This is a genomic window from Bacteroides celer (genome assembly GCF_002632415.2).
GTDB lineage: Bacteria > Bacteroidota > Bacteroidia > Bacteroidales > Bacteroidaceae > Bacteroides.
In genome coordinates this window covers 1901765-1916715 of record NZ_CP178209.1, presented here as the reverse complement: position 1 = coordinate 1916715, position 14951 = coordinate 1901765, and the positions used below count along the sequence as shown (strand labels likewise).

The window sequence follows — 14951 nt, the reverse complement described above, 5'->3', positions numbered from 1 at the left end:
TTTAGTAAAATAAAACTATAATAAAATAAACCTAATCTTTATTTCTGGTCCGGACGTGGAGCGCGAGGTCTTTGTCCCTGGTGATGTCCCTGTCCCGGTTTCTGTCCTTTTCTGCGGTCAAACTCTTTCTTAAACTTATTAGCATTCATCTTTTCCTGCTGATAAATCTTCAAAATTTGCTTCTGCGAAAGTATCTTGCTGAATTCATTGTAATACTTTTCACGAACATCCAGCATTTTACGGCTTTGAGTAAACTGATTCCGCAACATGGTCGCAATCTCGTCATCAGTCATGGACGGCCGTTCTTTTTTAGCATTAGCATCTGTAGCCTTAGCTTTTTCTGTTCTCGGCTTGTGATTCATCATACGGCATTCACGCAATTCTTTGAGATATTTCTCATAAACCGGAGTAAACTTAGCAGCTGTTGCATCATCCAGCATCAATGTTTTCACCATCTGGTCCACCTGCATTTGCATCATTTGCTGCTGTGTAGGACGCTGTTTTTTTTGTTTGTTATCCGTATTCTGTGCAGACAAAGTCATCTGGCTTCCCATCAAAAGAACAGCCAAAATTACATAAATAAATTTAGTCTTCATAATCTTCACGTTTAAAATAATGATTGAGTTACTTAATTCAAAAATATATCATTTTCAGAGAAGCTGACGAGCTCTTCCAACTCCTCATCCGATAGTTCTTTAATCCATTTATCTACAGGTTCCGCACCATTGGCTAATACTTTCGAAGAAGGTGTTTTAACCTCATCTGCCTGTCTCAAAGATGGAACAAACAGAAATCCGACCCATACTGCTGCTATGGTAATCACCGTAGAAATAATCAGCTTCATGTGAGATTTCCGCTGTGGCTTCACTCCGGCGCGTTCCATCACCTTTCGTTGCACATCCTCGAAGAATCCATCGGGGGTACGGTAAGGTGTCCGTTTACCAATATCGTCAAAATCAAAATCCTTTTTCATCATTCTATCTGTTTAATATATATTCCTTAATCTTCTCTTTCGCATAGTGGTAATTCACTTTTAGTGTATCCACTTTGCTATCCAGTACACGGGCAATCTCTTCATATTCAAGTTCATCGTAATAACGTAAGTTGAATACAAGCCGTTGCTTTTCAGGCAAACTTAGAATGGCCTCCTGAAACTTCACTGCCAGCTCATTTTCATAATCAATATAATCGGAAGCCTTCAACTTGCCCATCAACTCTTCCTGAACATCTTCTGCAGAAACAACTCCCTCATCTTTACGACCGTTCAGCAAGCGTAAACTCTCATTCGTGGCAATCCGGTAAATCCAGGTTGACAGTGAACTTTCTTCGCGAAACTGATCGATATGCCGGAACACCCGGATAAAGACTTCCTGAAGCACATCCTCCGCATCTTCATGAGATACGACCAGTCTACGGATATAATTATATATCGGTACCTGAAAAGAGTCCATCAACATCTTGAATCCCCGTTCGCGATTCGAGGCACAAGCTTCACGAATTTTATTCTCGTTTATCATCAATTCTTTTTCTGAGCTTTATTAGTTAGAACGAAGAAGAGCGGGGAAGTTAAATACGGGAATCCGCATTTTGCTTTTATTAACAAGAAAGAGTAAGAGAGAAGCTGCGCATAAAATATAAAAAGTGCCTCCATATCCTTTGTAAAGGCGATGAAGGCACTTTTAGTAGTTTATCTATAAGTTGTAAACAAGAAAATGATTACCAGAACTTATTGTGTTCTACACTATATTCAAAGCCCACGGCTTTCAACTGATTCACTAATTCATCCTTGTCCACATTCATATCTTCACAAAGTTCGTCAAGTGAAGAATAACAATCACGTAACTTCATATTGATGACGCTGAACAACATCATCGGATCTTTTGGTAATTCCATAACATACAATCTTTTAAACCGGATGCAAAGGTACAGCAATCTCATTGAATGACAAAACAAATCAATCACCTATTTCTTCTATCTTCAAAGAGATCTTTTCTATCAGTTTACTGATTTCCTCTTCCAATGGGATCACGTTGAAGTCCTTCCAAAAGTTCTCATCATATTTGAAATAGGTGTCAGAGAAGATGGTACGGGTGGGCAATCTGTCTGTACGGGGAAATACGACCACTTGTTCGGTATCCACCTTGCAAGTAATCATCTCAAACCAGATATGAAGATCCCGGCTGCCGAACAGCATTTTTGTCCGTTTCACTTTGAAATGAAGATCTCCACGGATATGGTGTATGTAATAAGTCCCTTGCCACGGTTTATAAGAAATTGTATATACCACCTTTTGAGGAATCATTCGCACGTTACGCGTACGCCTTTCGACAAACATACCTGCCGCATTCTTCACATATACAGGATGAACTTCCAGACGGGCTTGCAATAGAGCACTTGTCTCGGAATCAAGAAATAGCTCTCCACAAAAAAGAGGTTCGCTGATTCCCTTTTTCTGCTCAAAATACACCACATTTACAAATCGGTCCTCTAAAAATGTTACTCCTTCTGAAGTATAGTCATAAATACCCTTCTCTACACTAGGAGTCAGGAACTCGGGCATATCTTTGATGATATCCATCTGGATACAAGCCTGAATTCCGGATTTTACTTTTACAAGCAAGCTGTCTTTTGCTTCTACATTACTTAGCCGACTCATCTTCAACAGCTTCACCTGATCCGGTACAGAAGAATATGAGGATGTCTTATAAACCTTAAACACAGCTTCCGACAAGTTTTGAAATTTGTTTTTCAACTGAACTCCTTCACGATAAAAAGTAGTCAGATATACCGGAGTATGCGAATAATTCTTATTCCGCCGCTCAATCATTTCACGCAAAAGTTTCTTTGGATCACTTCGACGAATCACCACTTCCTGCAAAGGGACAATTTTAGGTTCGAGACTAAGTATATTGTGCCGTCCAATCAGCAAAGCAAACTCTATGTCCTGTGAAAGATAACCTATATGAGAAAAAGTAATCGAATCATTTTTCAAAGAATCGGGTAAAGACAGTTTAAAATCTCCATTCTGATTCGTTATACTGCCAATAGATGTTCCTCGCACTCCAACAGTAGCAGAAGAGATAGGTATTCCTGTCTCCTTATCCAGCAAAGTGCCGATAATGACAAAGTTTGTTATCTGTTCCGGAACAAAATCTTGTTGCACACGTACCTTTTTCTCCGAAGGGAGAGTAATCAGGATGTGAGTGCCCATCACTTGAAACTCCAGACTGGTATTTCCTACGATGTCATACACTGCCTGACGAATGGAACGTTCGCCTCCCTTTATCTTCACTACTGCATCATTATCAATGACTTTACTATCATAAATAAACATATATCCCGACTGTTGAGAGACATCACTCAACAATGAATAAACAGTACTTTTATCTTGGGAAGTCTGACTATACGTTCCAGCACATCACTTCCATCCGCTCTCATCATATCGACGAAGAAGAAGAGTATCAGCAGAACGGACAGATAATGATAAGACTGTTTCATTTTTCCCAACTTTAATGAGTTCTATTCCGATAATAAAAGAATATCTCCTTGCCGGATACATTGCAGACCGAGCGCATTAGCTATCAGATTAGCTATAACTTCAGAAGATTCGTCAGAGAATTCGACAGTCAGCCGACGTTCCTCCAATGCCGGTGAGACAACTTGTATTTGCAAACTATCCGAATTCAGATTCATGACTTTCAGAATGTTCGCTAACGATTCATCTTTAAATCGTATATGCTTAAAGAAGCTGCCCCACTCTTCATTCTCCTTATCTGTATCCAAAACGACTAATTGTTGTGATCGCACTACTACCGTTTCCCCCGCTTTTACATAACACTCCTGATTTCCTTTTTTTAGAGTAACCTTCACTATCCCTCTTTGTACGGATAAACGGAACGGAGCATTTTCATCACTTTGCACACTGAAAGCAGTACCTAGCACTTCAATCTTAGCTTGCTCCGTGTCAATCCAAAAGGGTTGTCCCTGCTTCTTTGCTACGTCAAAGAACGCATTTCCCTGTAGACTCACTTCCCGTTTATCAGCAATAAAATGTTTCGGATATAACAGGGAAGTTTCTTTTGCCAAGAGTACGACAGAACCGTCTTCGAGAGTCGTTGCCAAAGTGGAAACACCTTGATTTTCCTGTGTAAGAAGATGCTGTGCCAGTTCTTTATCAGAACCGGTCACCCAATACAAAGTTCCCCAAATGACGCCTATCAAAACGGCGGCAACTGCTCCGTACCTGATCCATTGTGAATATTTGCGTGTATGGTGGCCTTCATCCACTTTCGCAAGTAAACGGTCATTGTCCAAGCGATTATACAATCGATTCCACGCCTGATCTGTCTTTATTTTATAAATATCTGTTTTCATCACTTCATGTGAATATAAATTTCTACTTCTTCTCGTAATGTCCGAAGGGCTTTTGTCATTTCAGCCTCTACTGTCTTAACAGAAAGCGAAAGCTGCGTCGCTATCTCGACATATTTCCGCCCTTCCAGACGATGCATCTCGAAAATCCTCCGTCTGCGAACCGGCAGCTTTTCAAGGGTTCCATTTATGAATCTCTCCAATTCCTCATACTCCATCTGTTGATGAGGATCTGTTGACTGCTCTGGGTTGGAAGTGGTCAATACAGTTTCACGGTATCTGTTCCGAACTTCTTCGTGTTCGCAATACTGCAAAGATTGATTACGAGTCGCTCTATACAAGTAACTTTTAACGGACTGAAAGATCTGTAAGCGCTCCCTTTCTTTCCAAAATACATAAAAAAGTTCCTCCACAATCTCTTCAGCCACTTCCATTTGCCCGGTAATGCCTGCCGCATAACAGCAAAGAGGAAAATAGTAACGGCGAAAGAGTTCCTCAAACGCTTTTATGTCACCTCCCTTTATCTTTTTTAGTATGAGCAGTTCATCCAGCATACTTGCTTTTCTTTATGATTGACCTCAAATATAAGAAAACTATCCCTGTTTCAATTCGATTGCTTTTTTAATTTATCCACTGCGTGCTCCAAAGATTCCGTAGGTTCGATGATATTGTAGTTTCCCCAAAAGTCCGGACTCCAATATTCGTCTACTTTATCATAGAATATTTGATTCAAGCTGAAGGCTTCTTTGTTGGGAATAGTCTCCAACATTCCTTCTTTCTTGTCGGTCACGACCATTTCGGAAGCTACTGTATAGCTTGTGGAAAACAGTTTCTTCTTCCAGTCACATTTGAAACGGATTGTGTTGCTAATATAATTCAGATAAGTTTTTCCCTCCACATCTTTATAAGTGACCAGGTAGGACAGCTCTTGCGGCTTGAATCTTAAACCGAGAGGTCTTTTATATAGAATGGCAGTGGTTGCCTTCGATTTATCCTGCATGTCCAGACTCATCTCTATACGGGTAAATGACAAGCGTTCACGATCGATATATAATTTGCCATACAAGAGAGCATACATAAGGATTACCTTGGGGCGGAAATTAATAACATACTGCATACGGTTATCTATAAGCATGGATTCCGCCATCCAGAACTCATAATTATTCAATTCTTCCATATCGAGTAATGCTCCCTTGTTCTTCACAACATCCAAAGTGATACTCAAGTTAGGGCCGCCAACAACCTTGACAGCTAATGTATCACTCGCTTTCTGGCTAAGCAGGCGACGTCCCTTCACCACCCTTACTTTGTCATAATTAGTATTTCTATTAGTGTAGGCTGTTTTGGACACATCGATCACAGCCTCCGATATACCAATATACCGACGCCCTTTCTGTACAGTCTCCCGATAAAATCCCGTCAGCATATCACGCTTATCACTATAATTTAGAGGAATCTTACTGATTGCCTTCTCTACAATCATACGTGGATTTTCAGCAAACACCACCACTTCATTCAGCAGGTTGGCATGAGGTGTCAGCCAAACCGTCAACTTAGAGGGTGTTTCTTTCTCCAGAGAGATATGATTATTTACATAACCTATATGTGAAACCTCTAGTTCGCGCGGCGCTTCTGTTTTTTTGATTTTCAAAGCAAATACTCCTTCCGCATTCGTCACAGTGCCGATATTACTGCCATGCACAGATACATTTACGTTCTCCAGAGCTTTTTTATTTTGCTTGTCTTTCACCATACCAACGATTGTTAGATAATCTCCGGCATCTCCTTGCGCCCACACAGGAAAGCTACAAAGCAGCAAACAAACTGACAGCCATCCAACCAAGTGTTTTTCTACATTCTTCATACTGATGCTTTTTAAAGGTAAATAAATTACGTTTCTATTTATAAGAGCGCTCAGACTGGAAATACCCTACAGCTTTTACAAAAAAAAAGAAAAAGAAATCATATTCCAATGTTATATCCGAGAATTAATAAGAAACAATGTACCAATGGGATAACATATACTCCGATGAAATTTACGATAAGTAACTTCAAAGAATAATTCCCGGTAATCACTGATATAATTGTTAATTATGCTTGTGAATATGTATTTCATATAAAAATAGTTTCTACCTTTGCGGCCGTTATGATGAAGTACATATTTTGTATACTATTAGGCGTATTTCTGTGTTGGGGATTCCATCTGATTTCCAACGAAGCACAAGAGGCATACCGGTTAGAAGCCGGTAGTAACGGCATACAAACCTATTCCTATTCATATACCTCTAAAGCTAGCATTATACAACTGGATCAAGAACAAAAACTAGTCAAGACAAAAGAATACGCCGGAAAGCAAAATTACAATAACGATAACGGCGTTTTAAATCCATTTTCCTTCCGCCACCTCTCTCCCTTAAAAATACTAAGATTCAATATTCCTTCTGTCACTATCCGCATACTAAGCTCGCTAAAGATTCAACTTCCTAAAAATCAATGGACAGGTTTTTCATATTATACCAATCTTTTTAAATATTCCGATAGATATCATATCTATTCATTAGGACACATACTCATTTAGCCATTTTATATCTTTTTTCGGCATAGGACAATTCAAGTCTTTTATGCCCCACTTTCTGTTTGCATCCACCATTTGAGTGAAAAAAGAATTCACTATGGTCTGGAAGCCTATAACATTCTTTCATTACAATAATAACCAAAGTATATAAAATGGACTTTTTATTGGATTTTATACTTCATATCGATCAATATATGGTGATGATTGTGCGTGATTATCATGCCTGGACATACGCCATCTTGTTTTTTATCATCTTCTGTGAAACCGGATTAGTGGTCACTCCTTTTCTTCCCGGTGATTCTTTACTCTTCGTTGCAGGAGCCATTTCAGCATTACCCGATATACCCATCAGCGTGCATATACTTGTCATTATCTTATTTGCCGCTGCCGTATTAGGCGATTCCTGCAATTACATGATAGGACATTTCTTCGGTCGAAAGCTGTTTAATAATCCCAACTCCAGGATATTCAAACAAAGTTATCTGGAGAAAACACACGAGTTCTATAAAAAGTATGGTGGGAAAACAATTATTCTAGCCAGATTTGTCCCGATAGTACGCACGTTTGCACCTTTCGTAGCAGGAATGGGGAAGATGAATTATTACTATTTTATGATGTATAATTTAGTAGGCGGTGCCGTTTGGGTTGCCATATTCTGCTATGCCGGTTATTTTTTCGGCGACCTTCCGTTTGTGCAGGAAAACCTGAAGTTACTGATTGTAGCCATCATATTTATCTCTGTATTGCCTGCCATTATAGAGGTAGTACGTGCCAAACTAAAATCTTAAAAACAGCAAACTATAATCTGTATTCATTTGTTACTAATATAAATAGAGAAGAAAAAACAATTTAAAGTTTTTACACTTATGAAAAATTCTTTTTTTAGCCGGTTTACTCCAAAGGAGCCCAAATTTTTCCCTTTACTGAAACAGCTATCAGAAGTGCTCTGCGAAGCATCAGTTGTTTTAATAGAAAGCTTGCAACATGACTCACCTACAGAACGTTCGGACTACTACAAAAAAATCAAAGACCTGGAACGGGAAGGCGACAGACTGACACACCTGATTTTTGATGAATTAGGTACTACCTTTATCACTCCTTTCGACCGCGAAGATATTCATGACTTAGCTTCCTGCATGGATGACGTCATTGACGGAATAAACAGTTGTGCCAAACGAATCTCTATTTACAATCCCCGTCCTATTTCAGAGAATGGCAAAGAGTTGAGCCGTTTGATTCAGGAGGAAGCGATCTATATATGCAAAGCCATGGACGAACTCGAAACATTCCGTAAGAAACCGACTCTTCTCCGCGAATACTGCTCCAAACTGCATGAAATCGAGAACCAGGCGGATGATGTATACGAATTCTTTATCACCAAACTTTTCGAAGAGGAAAAAGATTGCATTGAACTTATCAAAATAAAGGAGATCATGCATGAACTGGAAAAAACGACCGATGCTGCAGAGCATGTAGGTAAGATTCTCAAAAACCTGATTGTAAAGTACGCATAAAGCAAGCCGGAACACATGGAATTATTAGTAACTATCATCATTCTGGCTCTGATATTCGATTATATCAACGGCTTTCACGATGCAGCAAACTCAATAGCTACCATCGTATCTACCAGGGTGCTTACTCCCTTTCAAGCTGTAATATGGGCTGCTTTCTTCAACTTCGTAGCCTTCTTCATTGCCAAATATATAATAGGTGGATTCGGTATCGCCAATACAGTATCCAAGACTGTGGTAGAGCAATATATCACCCTGCCCATTATATTAGCAGGAATTATAGCGGCTATCACTTGGAACCTGGTTACCTGGTGGAAAGGGATTCCGTCTTCTTCCTCACACACCCTTATCGGAGGGTTTGCAGGAGCTGCCATTATGGCAAACGGATTTGAAGCAATTCAGCTTAACATCATTCTTAAAATTGCAGCCTTTATCTTTCTGGCTCCTTTTATCGGAATGGTCATTGCTTTTGGTTTCACCCTGTTTGTCCTCTACATCTGCCGACGCGCACATCCTCACACAGCCGAGCAATGGTTCAAGAGGTTACAACTCGTATCCTCCGCCCTCTTCAGCGTCGGACATGGCTTGAACGATTCACAGAAAGTAATGGGTATTATTGCCGCTGCCATGATAGCCGGCCATTCAATGGGATTGGGCATGGGTATCAACAGCATCAATGACCTTCCCGACTGGGTTGCTTTTTCGTGCTTCACAGCAATTTCACTCGGTACGATGTCCGGTGGCTGGAAAATAGTGAAAACAATGGGAACAAAAATTACCAAAGTAACCCCATTGGAAGGAGTGATTGCCGAAACAGCAGGTGCTTTCACTCTCTACATTACGGAAATGTTGAAAATCCCCGTTAGTACTACACATACTATCACAGGAGCGATTATTGGAGTAGGTGCAACTAAACGCCTCTCTGCCGTTCGTTGGGGAGTAACCCAAAGCCTCATGACTGCCTGGATTCTTACAATTCCAGTCAGTGGACTCTTAGCTGCAGCTATTTATTATATTGTTTCCATCTTTTTATAGATGGAAACATATTATCTATCAGGAATGTTATAATAAATAAACCCACATCTAATGTCACACTTGCCAACTTTGATTGCCGACCTTGCGCTGATATTAATATCGGCCAGTATCATAACCTTGTTGTTCAAATGGCTAAAACAGCCTTTAGTCTTAGGTTACATTATTGCCGGATTGCTGGCAGGTCCTTATATTAATATTTTCCCTACAGTAGGAGATATTGAGAATATCAATATATGGGCAGAAATAGGTGTTATATTCCTGCTCTTTGCACTCGGACTGGAGTTTAGTTTTAAGAAGCTCATGAATGTAGGTTCCACAGCTTTTATAACGGCTATCACCGAAGTAATCAGTATGTTGCTCATTGGATATTTGGTGGGACAATTATTAGGATGGGGCACTATGAATTCCATTTTCCTGGGGGGAATGTTGTCTATGTCGTCCACTACAATCATTATCAAAGCCTTCAATGATCTGGAATTGCGTAACCAACGTTTTACCGGTATCGTATTCGGTACTCTGGTAGTGGAAGACCTGATTGCTATCTTAATGATGGTGCTTCTTTCCACAATGGCAGTGAGTCAAGACTTTGTGGGTGAAGATTTGCTGATAAGTGTGCTCAAGGTCGTTTTCTTTTTAATCCTGTGGTTTCTCATAGGTATCTTCGTTATTCCGGCTTTTCTCAAAAAAGCAAAGAAGTTGATGAATAACGAGACTCTTCTGATTGTTTCTCTCGGTCTTTGTCTGGGAATGGTAGTATTGGCTACTTATACAGGTTTTTCAACAGCACTAGGAGCATTTATCATGGGATCTATCCTTGCCGAAACCATCGAAGCCGAACACATCGAACATATCATACAACCGGTAAAAGACCTCTTCGGAGCTATTTTTTTCGTATCGGTCGGTATGCTGGTAAATCCGGCGGTATTGGTAGAATATGCCTGGCCTGTTATCATCATTACTCTGGTTACCATTATCGGTAAAGCCATTTTCTCTTCATTTGGCGTACTCTTATCCGGAGAACCGCTAAACACTTCTATCAAATCCGGATTCAGCCTGGCACAAATCGGAGAGTTTGCTTTCATCATTGCCGGACTGGGTGTTTCGCTCAAAGTGCTCGATCCGTTTATTTCACCTATTATTGTGGCTGTATCTGTTATCACCACTTTCACGACTCCTTATTTTATCCGTTTAGCCAACCCTTTTGCCGAATGGCTTTACAAAATATTGCCTACTAAAGTACAGGAAACATTAGATCGTTATGCTTCCGGCAAGAAGACCATGAACCACGATAGTGACTGGAAGAAATTACTAAAAAACATGATTGGCAGGGTTATTATTTATAGCGTATTGCTCACTGCTATTTGGCTGCTGTCTATACAAATCATTTATCCAGCCATCAGTGAAATGTTTGCTCCTGTTACCCTATGGATTAAGCTGGTGATGTGTCTGGGCACTCTTTTGCTTATGACTCCTTTTTTGTGGGCACTCATCTCCAACAAATACAACTCTTCCGAATTATTCCTGAAGCTATGGAGAGATGAGAATTACAATCACGGACGACTGGTTTCTCTCGTTCTAGGCCGTGTATCTGTTGCTCTTTTCTTTATCACTAGCGTAGTTATCAGCTATTTCAAGCTGAACTGGGGAATAAGTGTGATTATTGCCATAGCTGTTGTGGCATTGATTCTTATTCTTAGAGAAGACCTCACGCAATATTCACGATTGGAAACGAGATTCCTAGCCAATCTTAACCGACGGGAAGAGGTTGCTAAAAAACGACACCCGCTAAAAACAAGTTTCAATAGCGAGTTCAATGACAAGGACCTTGATTTGACGTCTGTCGTGGTATCGCCTTATTCCGATTACATCGGCAAGTCTTTAGGAGAACTTTCATTCAGGCAAAATTTTGGAGTGAATGTGGTTGCAATCACGCGTGGTGATTTGAATATATACATTCCGAAAAGTTCTGAACCTATTTATCCGCAGGATAAACTGACTGTAGTCGGTACGGATATGCAATTGCAGGAGTTCAGAAATAGAATTGAAGATGTAAAAAACACAATAGATACGGATGCAGTAGATAAAAAGATGACGCTCCACTCTTTCACTGTAGATGATGAATTCCGTTTCTTAAATAAAACCATTGCACAGTCTCATTTGGGAGAAAAGTACGACGGTATCGTTGTGGCTATTGAACGGAATAATGAATTGATCCCTCTGGATAAAGATACGGCTTTCCAATTAGGAGATCTCGTTTGGATTGTGGGTAACCGCGAGAAGATTAGAGAAATACTGTATCTGACGTAATTGGAATTGGCTACTTACAAAACGGAAAAGTATAAAAACGAGAAAGCATGCTTAATAAAATAGCTTCGATGTTTCTAACACCACATACTGTAATAAAGTCCGGGGTCAAATAAATCACATTACATATAAAACAAAAGAGAGCTGTAAACATTTAATCTACAGCTCTCTTATTTTGATTTATTGTATATTCAGCGATCTTTACTTCACTTCCTCAAAGTCAACATTATATATCTATCAGCGACTTGCGTACACGTGTTGCAAATATAACGCAAATCTGAAAATAAGCATTCATAAGCAACAACAGCTCTTGCTCACAAAAGTACGATTTTTATTCATAAACAACGTGATGTAAACGCATAAAAATCAAAAAAGAACAGAAAACTATCTTGTTTGCAAAGATAATTATTGAAAATAAACAGCATTGCTATATACTTAAATAATTGAGTTTTTAGCTCACATACCATTCTTACAAGAATATTTTACCAAAGCAATTTTTTATAAAAGTGTTTTTAGATATTCCCTCTAAAAAATGATTTTCTTTATTCTATTGAAACGACACACACTTTTTCCGTAATTCTGAAATAAATTACTTATCACCTTATTATAAGGGCTTTGGAAAAAATTCCCAATTTTGAGGTAACGAGTTAACAATAGTGCTTATTGCTGCACTCTGCTTGGCATTACTTTCAATGTATCTCTCGACAGGAGCAAAGATACATCTTTTCTCGGAAACAACAAAATACATATTTATTTCAATAAGGTTTATCCCATTTTAGTATAGTATCTGTTCTTTCAATACTATTTAATTTTTTCAATCAATGGGCGTATCTTGCTGTCGTATTGGAAATTTCCAAAGTTTATCACTACAAGATTTTTTCTACACCTCGTTAGACCAGTGTATAGTAGTTCATCAAACGCCATATTAAATGTTGTTTCATTTTCGTATTTAGGTTCAATAATAAGAAACACAACTTCACTTTCCCAACCTTTGAACGAGTTTATAGTTGAGATTTTAATTGTACCACTATTCATCCAGAAATGAAGTTTTTTATTTTCGCGGATATTCTTATAATTATAGTTATACACATCCGTTTTAAATAAAGACAGGTCATTATCATAGTGTTTTCTAAAAGCCAAATATGCTTCTATAGAAATGCCACAGGTATTACACTCTTCCTTTAGCCTTTCCTTAAAAGTTTCAGGATATTGTTGGTAAAGATCGTATATAGTAAACAGTTTCGCTATATGCTGCCGCAATTTAATGATGTCATTGTCGTAAAGTTGCGTTCGCTTTGGAAACATTTTTTTACTCAAATGAGTAGTAATATTACTAAACCAAGCAAATCGTCCAAAGTCTTTCCCGAGGAAGTTTAGATGTGTCATATACATTACTTCTATAGTTTCCAGCATACTGTTGCTTCTTTCACGACTGGCATAGCGGTAATAACAATCAAACATTATTAACATTTTGGTTGTATATCCCAATATTGTTATATCATTAGGTGAGATATTATTGGTTTTATTTAAAATGTTACCTCGAATAATATTGTACAATGCAGGTACAGAATTATCATTTGATAAGTACATGTAATTAACATAGCCTTCTTTATCTATCGTAAAATCAAGAGAACCAATTGCTTTATTTTCATTGAAATCATCAATATCATATTTATCTCCAAAAATATTACATTGAAAGGATTGGGCTAGGTCTCTTACCTTAAAATCTGAACGATAACAATATTTTAGTTCATTAACACCACGAACATTTGTTACAACATCCTTTTTTTCTGTTGGTTGACTATATATATTTTGCTTTACGTCCCCAAAAAGTACATAGTCTCCTTGAGAATCACGAAAGAAATTTTTGATAATATCCATCCATGGGCGATGATAATCTTGGATTTCATCAATAAATACAGCATCGTATTTTACGATATTATTTTTGTGTTTGTCAAATAGTGATATATTTGAGTAATAATTTTCGTCCAAATATGATGGTATTCTTTCTTTTGGAATATCATCAGGAATGTCAAATTCAATATTAAGATTATTCAATTCAGCATTAATAAAAGAATGGTAGTTAATAATGATAAAATTCTCTATTGGAAATGTTTCATCGACTCTCATCAATTTATCATGAATAAAATTCTTTAATGTAATATTAAAAGTTAAAATTAGAATACGTGGATTATCATTTCTCTCCAATGCACGTTTATATGCTTGCACAGCTCGGGCAGCTAATATAGTTGTCTTGCCAGAACCAAACACCCCTTTGACACGCTGTTCCAACGTTGTAGAATATATAATGTCACGCTGTTTCAATGAATACCGATATATTTCACCTTGAGATTTAAGGTGGACTGATGGTGAAAGGAGTCGCTTGAAATTTTGATAGATATCATCTTTAAAAAGGAATGATGGATTCCCGGCTACCATGTAACGTCTTTTTAATAATTTATTAAAGAGTTCCTCTTCTAAACAATCGTATCCTAATAAATCGACATTGTATTTCAAGAATGTTTGATATTTCTTATCATCCTTAAAGGGGATAATCAACATATTCTCAAGCTGAATTTGGCTTGCACAATGAAAATAAACTGCACACGAAACAATATTGAAGTGGCGGAAGTCACAAATCTTTTTTTCCAAGAGTTTATCTACATGTAAATCATAGAGATTATTTTTATACTTTAATACTTGGTCAATAGGTGATTTAATAACAGCTCCATTAGGAATATATATCCATTTTTTTCTGTTATCTAATTTAAAGTTATGAAGATTCCAATCTTTTACTTCGATAATCATAACACCGTAATCCTTCCTCATGATAAGGACATCTGGGCGGTCTCCATTAAGAAATGGGTTAAAATATACCTCAAACGAATCGTCTAAGACATTCTTCAAGAAATATAGTAAGGTCATTTCGCCTATAGTAGGCTTTACTTTAAATTCTTGAATCTTCTCTATTGAAGGATAAAATATAGCCATTGTATCTTAAAATACTGTTTATGTAACAATCAACCTAATTACAAAATTAATAAAAATCAAGCATATAGACAGTATTTTATTCTATTTAAAACTACGAATAAAGGAAAAGAGCAAGCATACCCTTCTCCTTTATTCGTAGTTTGCTATTTTTTCTGTATTTCGGC

The 14951-nt window shown here is 38.0% G+C and carries 13 protein-coding genes and 1 pseudogene; 5 read left to right on the top strand and 9 right to left on the bottom strand.

Translation table 11 applies throughout. The annotated features are described in order from the left end of the window. Positions 1-38: 38 nt before the first annotated feature. The 8 genes and pseudogenes from CJF29_RS07430 to CJF29_RS07395 all read right to left on the bottom strand — a co-directional run bounded on the left by CJF29_RS07430 (position 39) and on the right by CJF29_RS07395 (position 6235). Positions 39-596: a hypothetical protein gene (locus tag CJF29_RS07430; protein ID WP_099146276.1), complete on the bottom strand. Its 558-nt coding sequence runs from the start codon at positions 594-596 to the stop codon at positions 39-41. 32 nt (positions 597-628) lie between these two features. Beyond that, positions 629-973, bottom strand: coding sequence for a hypothetical protein (locus CJF29_RS07425; RefSeq protein ID WP_099146297.1), 345 nt, complete (start codon positions 971-973; stop codon positions 629-631). A gap of 4 nt (positions 974-977) precedes the next feature. Beyond that, a complete protein-coding gene (locus CJF29_RS07420) occupies positions 978-1517 on the bottom strand; it encodes an RNA polymerase sigma factor (RefSeq protein WP_004302175.1) in 540 nt (179 codons plus the stop codon). 199 nt (positions 1518-1716) lie between these two features. Continuing rightward, a complete protein-coding gene (locus tag CJF29_RS07415; protein WP_004302174.1) occupies positions 1717-1893 on the bottom strand; it encodes a DUF4250 domain-containing protein in 177 nt (58 codons plus the stop codon). Positions 1894-1954: 61 nt separating this feature from the next. Continuing rightward, a pseudogene (locus CJF29_RS07410) lies at positions 1955-3498 on the bottom strand (carboxypeptidase-like regulatory domain-containing protein). Positions 3499-3519: 21 nt separating this feature from the next. Beyond that, entirely contained in the window at positions 3520-4374 is an 855-nt protein-coding gene (locus CJF29_RS07405; protein WP_099146275.1) for a FecR family protein, read from the bottom strand. Then, the gene (locus CJF29_RS07400) at positions 4374-4925 is read right to left on the bottom strand and encodes an RNA polymerase sigma-70 factor (protein WP_099146274.1); all 552 of its coding nucleotides are present in this window, start codon (positions 4923-4925) and stop codon (positions 4374-4376) included. The genes CJF29_RS07405 and CJF29_RS07400 overlap by 1 nt, the downstream gene beginning before the upstream one ends. 50 nt (positions 4926-4975) lie before the next feature. Then, positions 4976-6235 (bottom strand): carboxypeptidase-like regulatory domain-containing protein, encoded by a 1260-nt coding sequence (locus CJF29_RS07395; protein WP_099146273.1) that lies wholly within the window; start codon positions 6233-6235, stop codon positions 4976-4978. Between the two features lie 282 nt (positions 6236-6517). On the opposite strand from CJF29_RS07395, the gene CJF29_RS07390 reads away from it, so the two are divergent. From CJF29_RS07390 to CJF29_RS07370, 5 genes are all read left to right on the top strand, one after another. Then, a complete protein-coding gene (locus CJF29_RS07390; RefSeq protein WP_004305687.1) occupies positions 6518-6949 on the top strand; it encodes a hypothetical protein in 432 nt (143 codons plus the stop codon). Positions 6950-7098: 149 nt separating this feature from the next. Next, complete coding sequence (locus tag CJF29_RS07385) at positions 7099-7734, top strand: DedA family protein (RefSeq protein WP_099146272.1); 636 nt, start codon at positions 7099-7101, stop codon at positions 7732-7734. A 78-nt stretch (positions 7735-7812) separates the two neighbouring features. Further along, positions 7813-8460: a DUF47 domain-containing protein gene (locus CJF29_RS07380; RefSeq protein ID WP_004325331.1), complete on the top strand. Its 648-nt coding sequence runs from the start codon at positions 7813-7815 to the stop codon at positions 8458-8460. 15 nt (positions 8461-8475) lie between these two features. Beyond that, the gene (locus tag CJF29_RS07375; protein WP_004302159.1) at positions 8476-9492 is read left to right on the top strand and encodes an inorganic phosphate transporter; all 1017 of its coding nucleotides are present in this window, start codon (positions 8476-8478) and stop codon (positions 9490-9492) included. A 51-nt stretch (positions 9493-9543) separates the two neighbouring features. Beyond that, on the top strand, positions 9544-11799 hold the full coding sequence (locus CJF29_RS07370; protein ID WP_099146271.1) for a cation:proton antiporter: 2256 nt from the start codon (positions 9544-9546) through the stop codon (positions 11797-11799). A 798-nt stretch (positions 11800-12597) separates the two neighbouring features. On the opposite strand, the gene CJF29_RS07365 is transcribed toward CJF29_RS07370, so the two are convergent. Then, complete coding sequence (locus CJF29_RS07365; RefSeq protein ID WP_099146270.1) at positions 12598-14787, bottom strand: nuclease-related domain-containing DEAD/DEAH box helicase; 2190 nt, start codon at positions 14785-14787, stop codon at positions 12598-12600. Between the last annotated feature and the right edge of the window lie 164 nt (positions 14788-14951).

Excerpts from the sequence above, each read along its gene's own strand:
- CJF29_RS07400 (WP_099146274.1), bottom strand. The coding sequence starts at position 4,925 with ATGCTGGATGAACTGCTCATACTAAAAAAGATAAAGGGAGGTGACATA.
- CJF29_RS07390 (WP_004305687.1), top strand. The coding sequence starts at position 6,518 with ATGATGAAGTACATATTTTGTATACTATTAGGCGTATTTCTGTGTTGG.
- CJF29_RS07430 (WP_099146276.1), bottom strand. The coding sequence starts at position 596 with ATGAAGACTAAATTTATTTATGTAATTTTGGCTGTTCTTTTGATGGGA.
- CJF29_RS07380 (WP_004325331.1), top strand. The coding sequence starts at position 7,813 with ATGAAAAATTCTTTTTTTAGCCGGTTTACTCCAAAGGAGCCCAAATTT.
- CJF29_RS07385 (WP_099146272.1), top strand. The coding sequence starts at position 7,099 with ATGGACTTTTTATTGGATTTTATACTTCATATCGATCAATATATGGTG.
- CJF29_RS07370 (WP_099146271.1), top strand. The coding sequence starts at position 9,544 with ATGTCACACTTGCCAACTTTGATTGCCGACCTTGCGCTGATATTAATA.
- CJF29_RS07375 (WP_004302159.1), top strand. The coding sequence starts at position 8,476 with ATGGAATTATTAGTAACTATCATCATTCTGGCTCTGATATTCGATTAT.
- CJF29_RS07415 (WP_004302174.1), bottom strand. The coding sequence starts at position 1,893 with ATGGAATTACCAAAAGATCCGATGATGTTGTTCAGCGTCATCAATATG.
- CJF29_RS07365 (WP_099146270.1), bottom strand. The coding sequence starts at position 14,787 with ATGGCTATATTTTATCCTTCAATAGAGAAGATTCAAGAATTTAAAGTA.
- CJF29_RS07420 (WP_004302175.1), bottom strand. The coding sequence starts at position 1,517 with ATGATAAACGAGAATAAAATTCGTGAAGCTTGTGCCTCGAATCGCGAA.
- CJF29_RS07425 (WP_099146297.1), bottom strand. The coding sequence starts at position 973 with ATGAAAAAGGATTTTGATTTTGACGATATTGGTAAACGGACACCTTAC.
- CJF29_RS07395 (WP_099146273.1), bottom strand. The coding sequence starts at position 6,235 with ATGAAGAATGTAGAAAAACACTTGGTTGGATGGCTGTCAGTTTGTTTG.
- CJF29_RS07405 (WP_099146275.1), bottom strand. The coding sequence starts at position 4,374 with ATGAAAACAGATATTTATAAAATAAAGACAGATCAGGCGTGGAATCGA.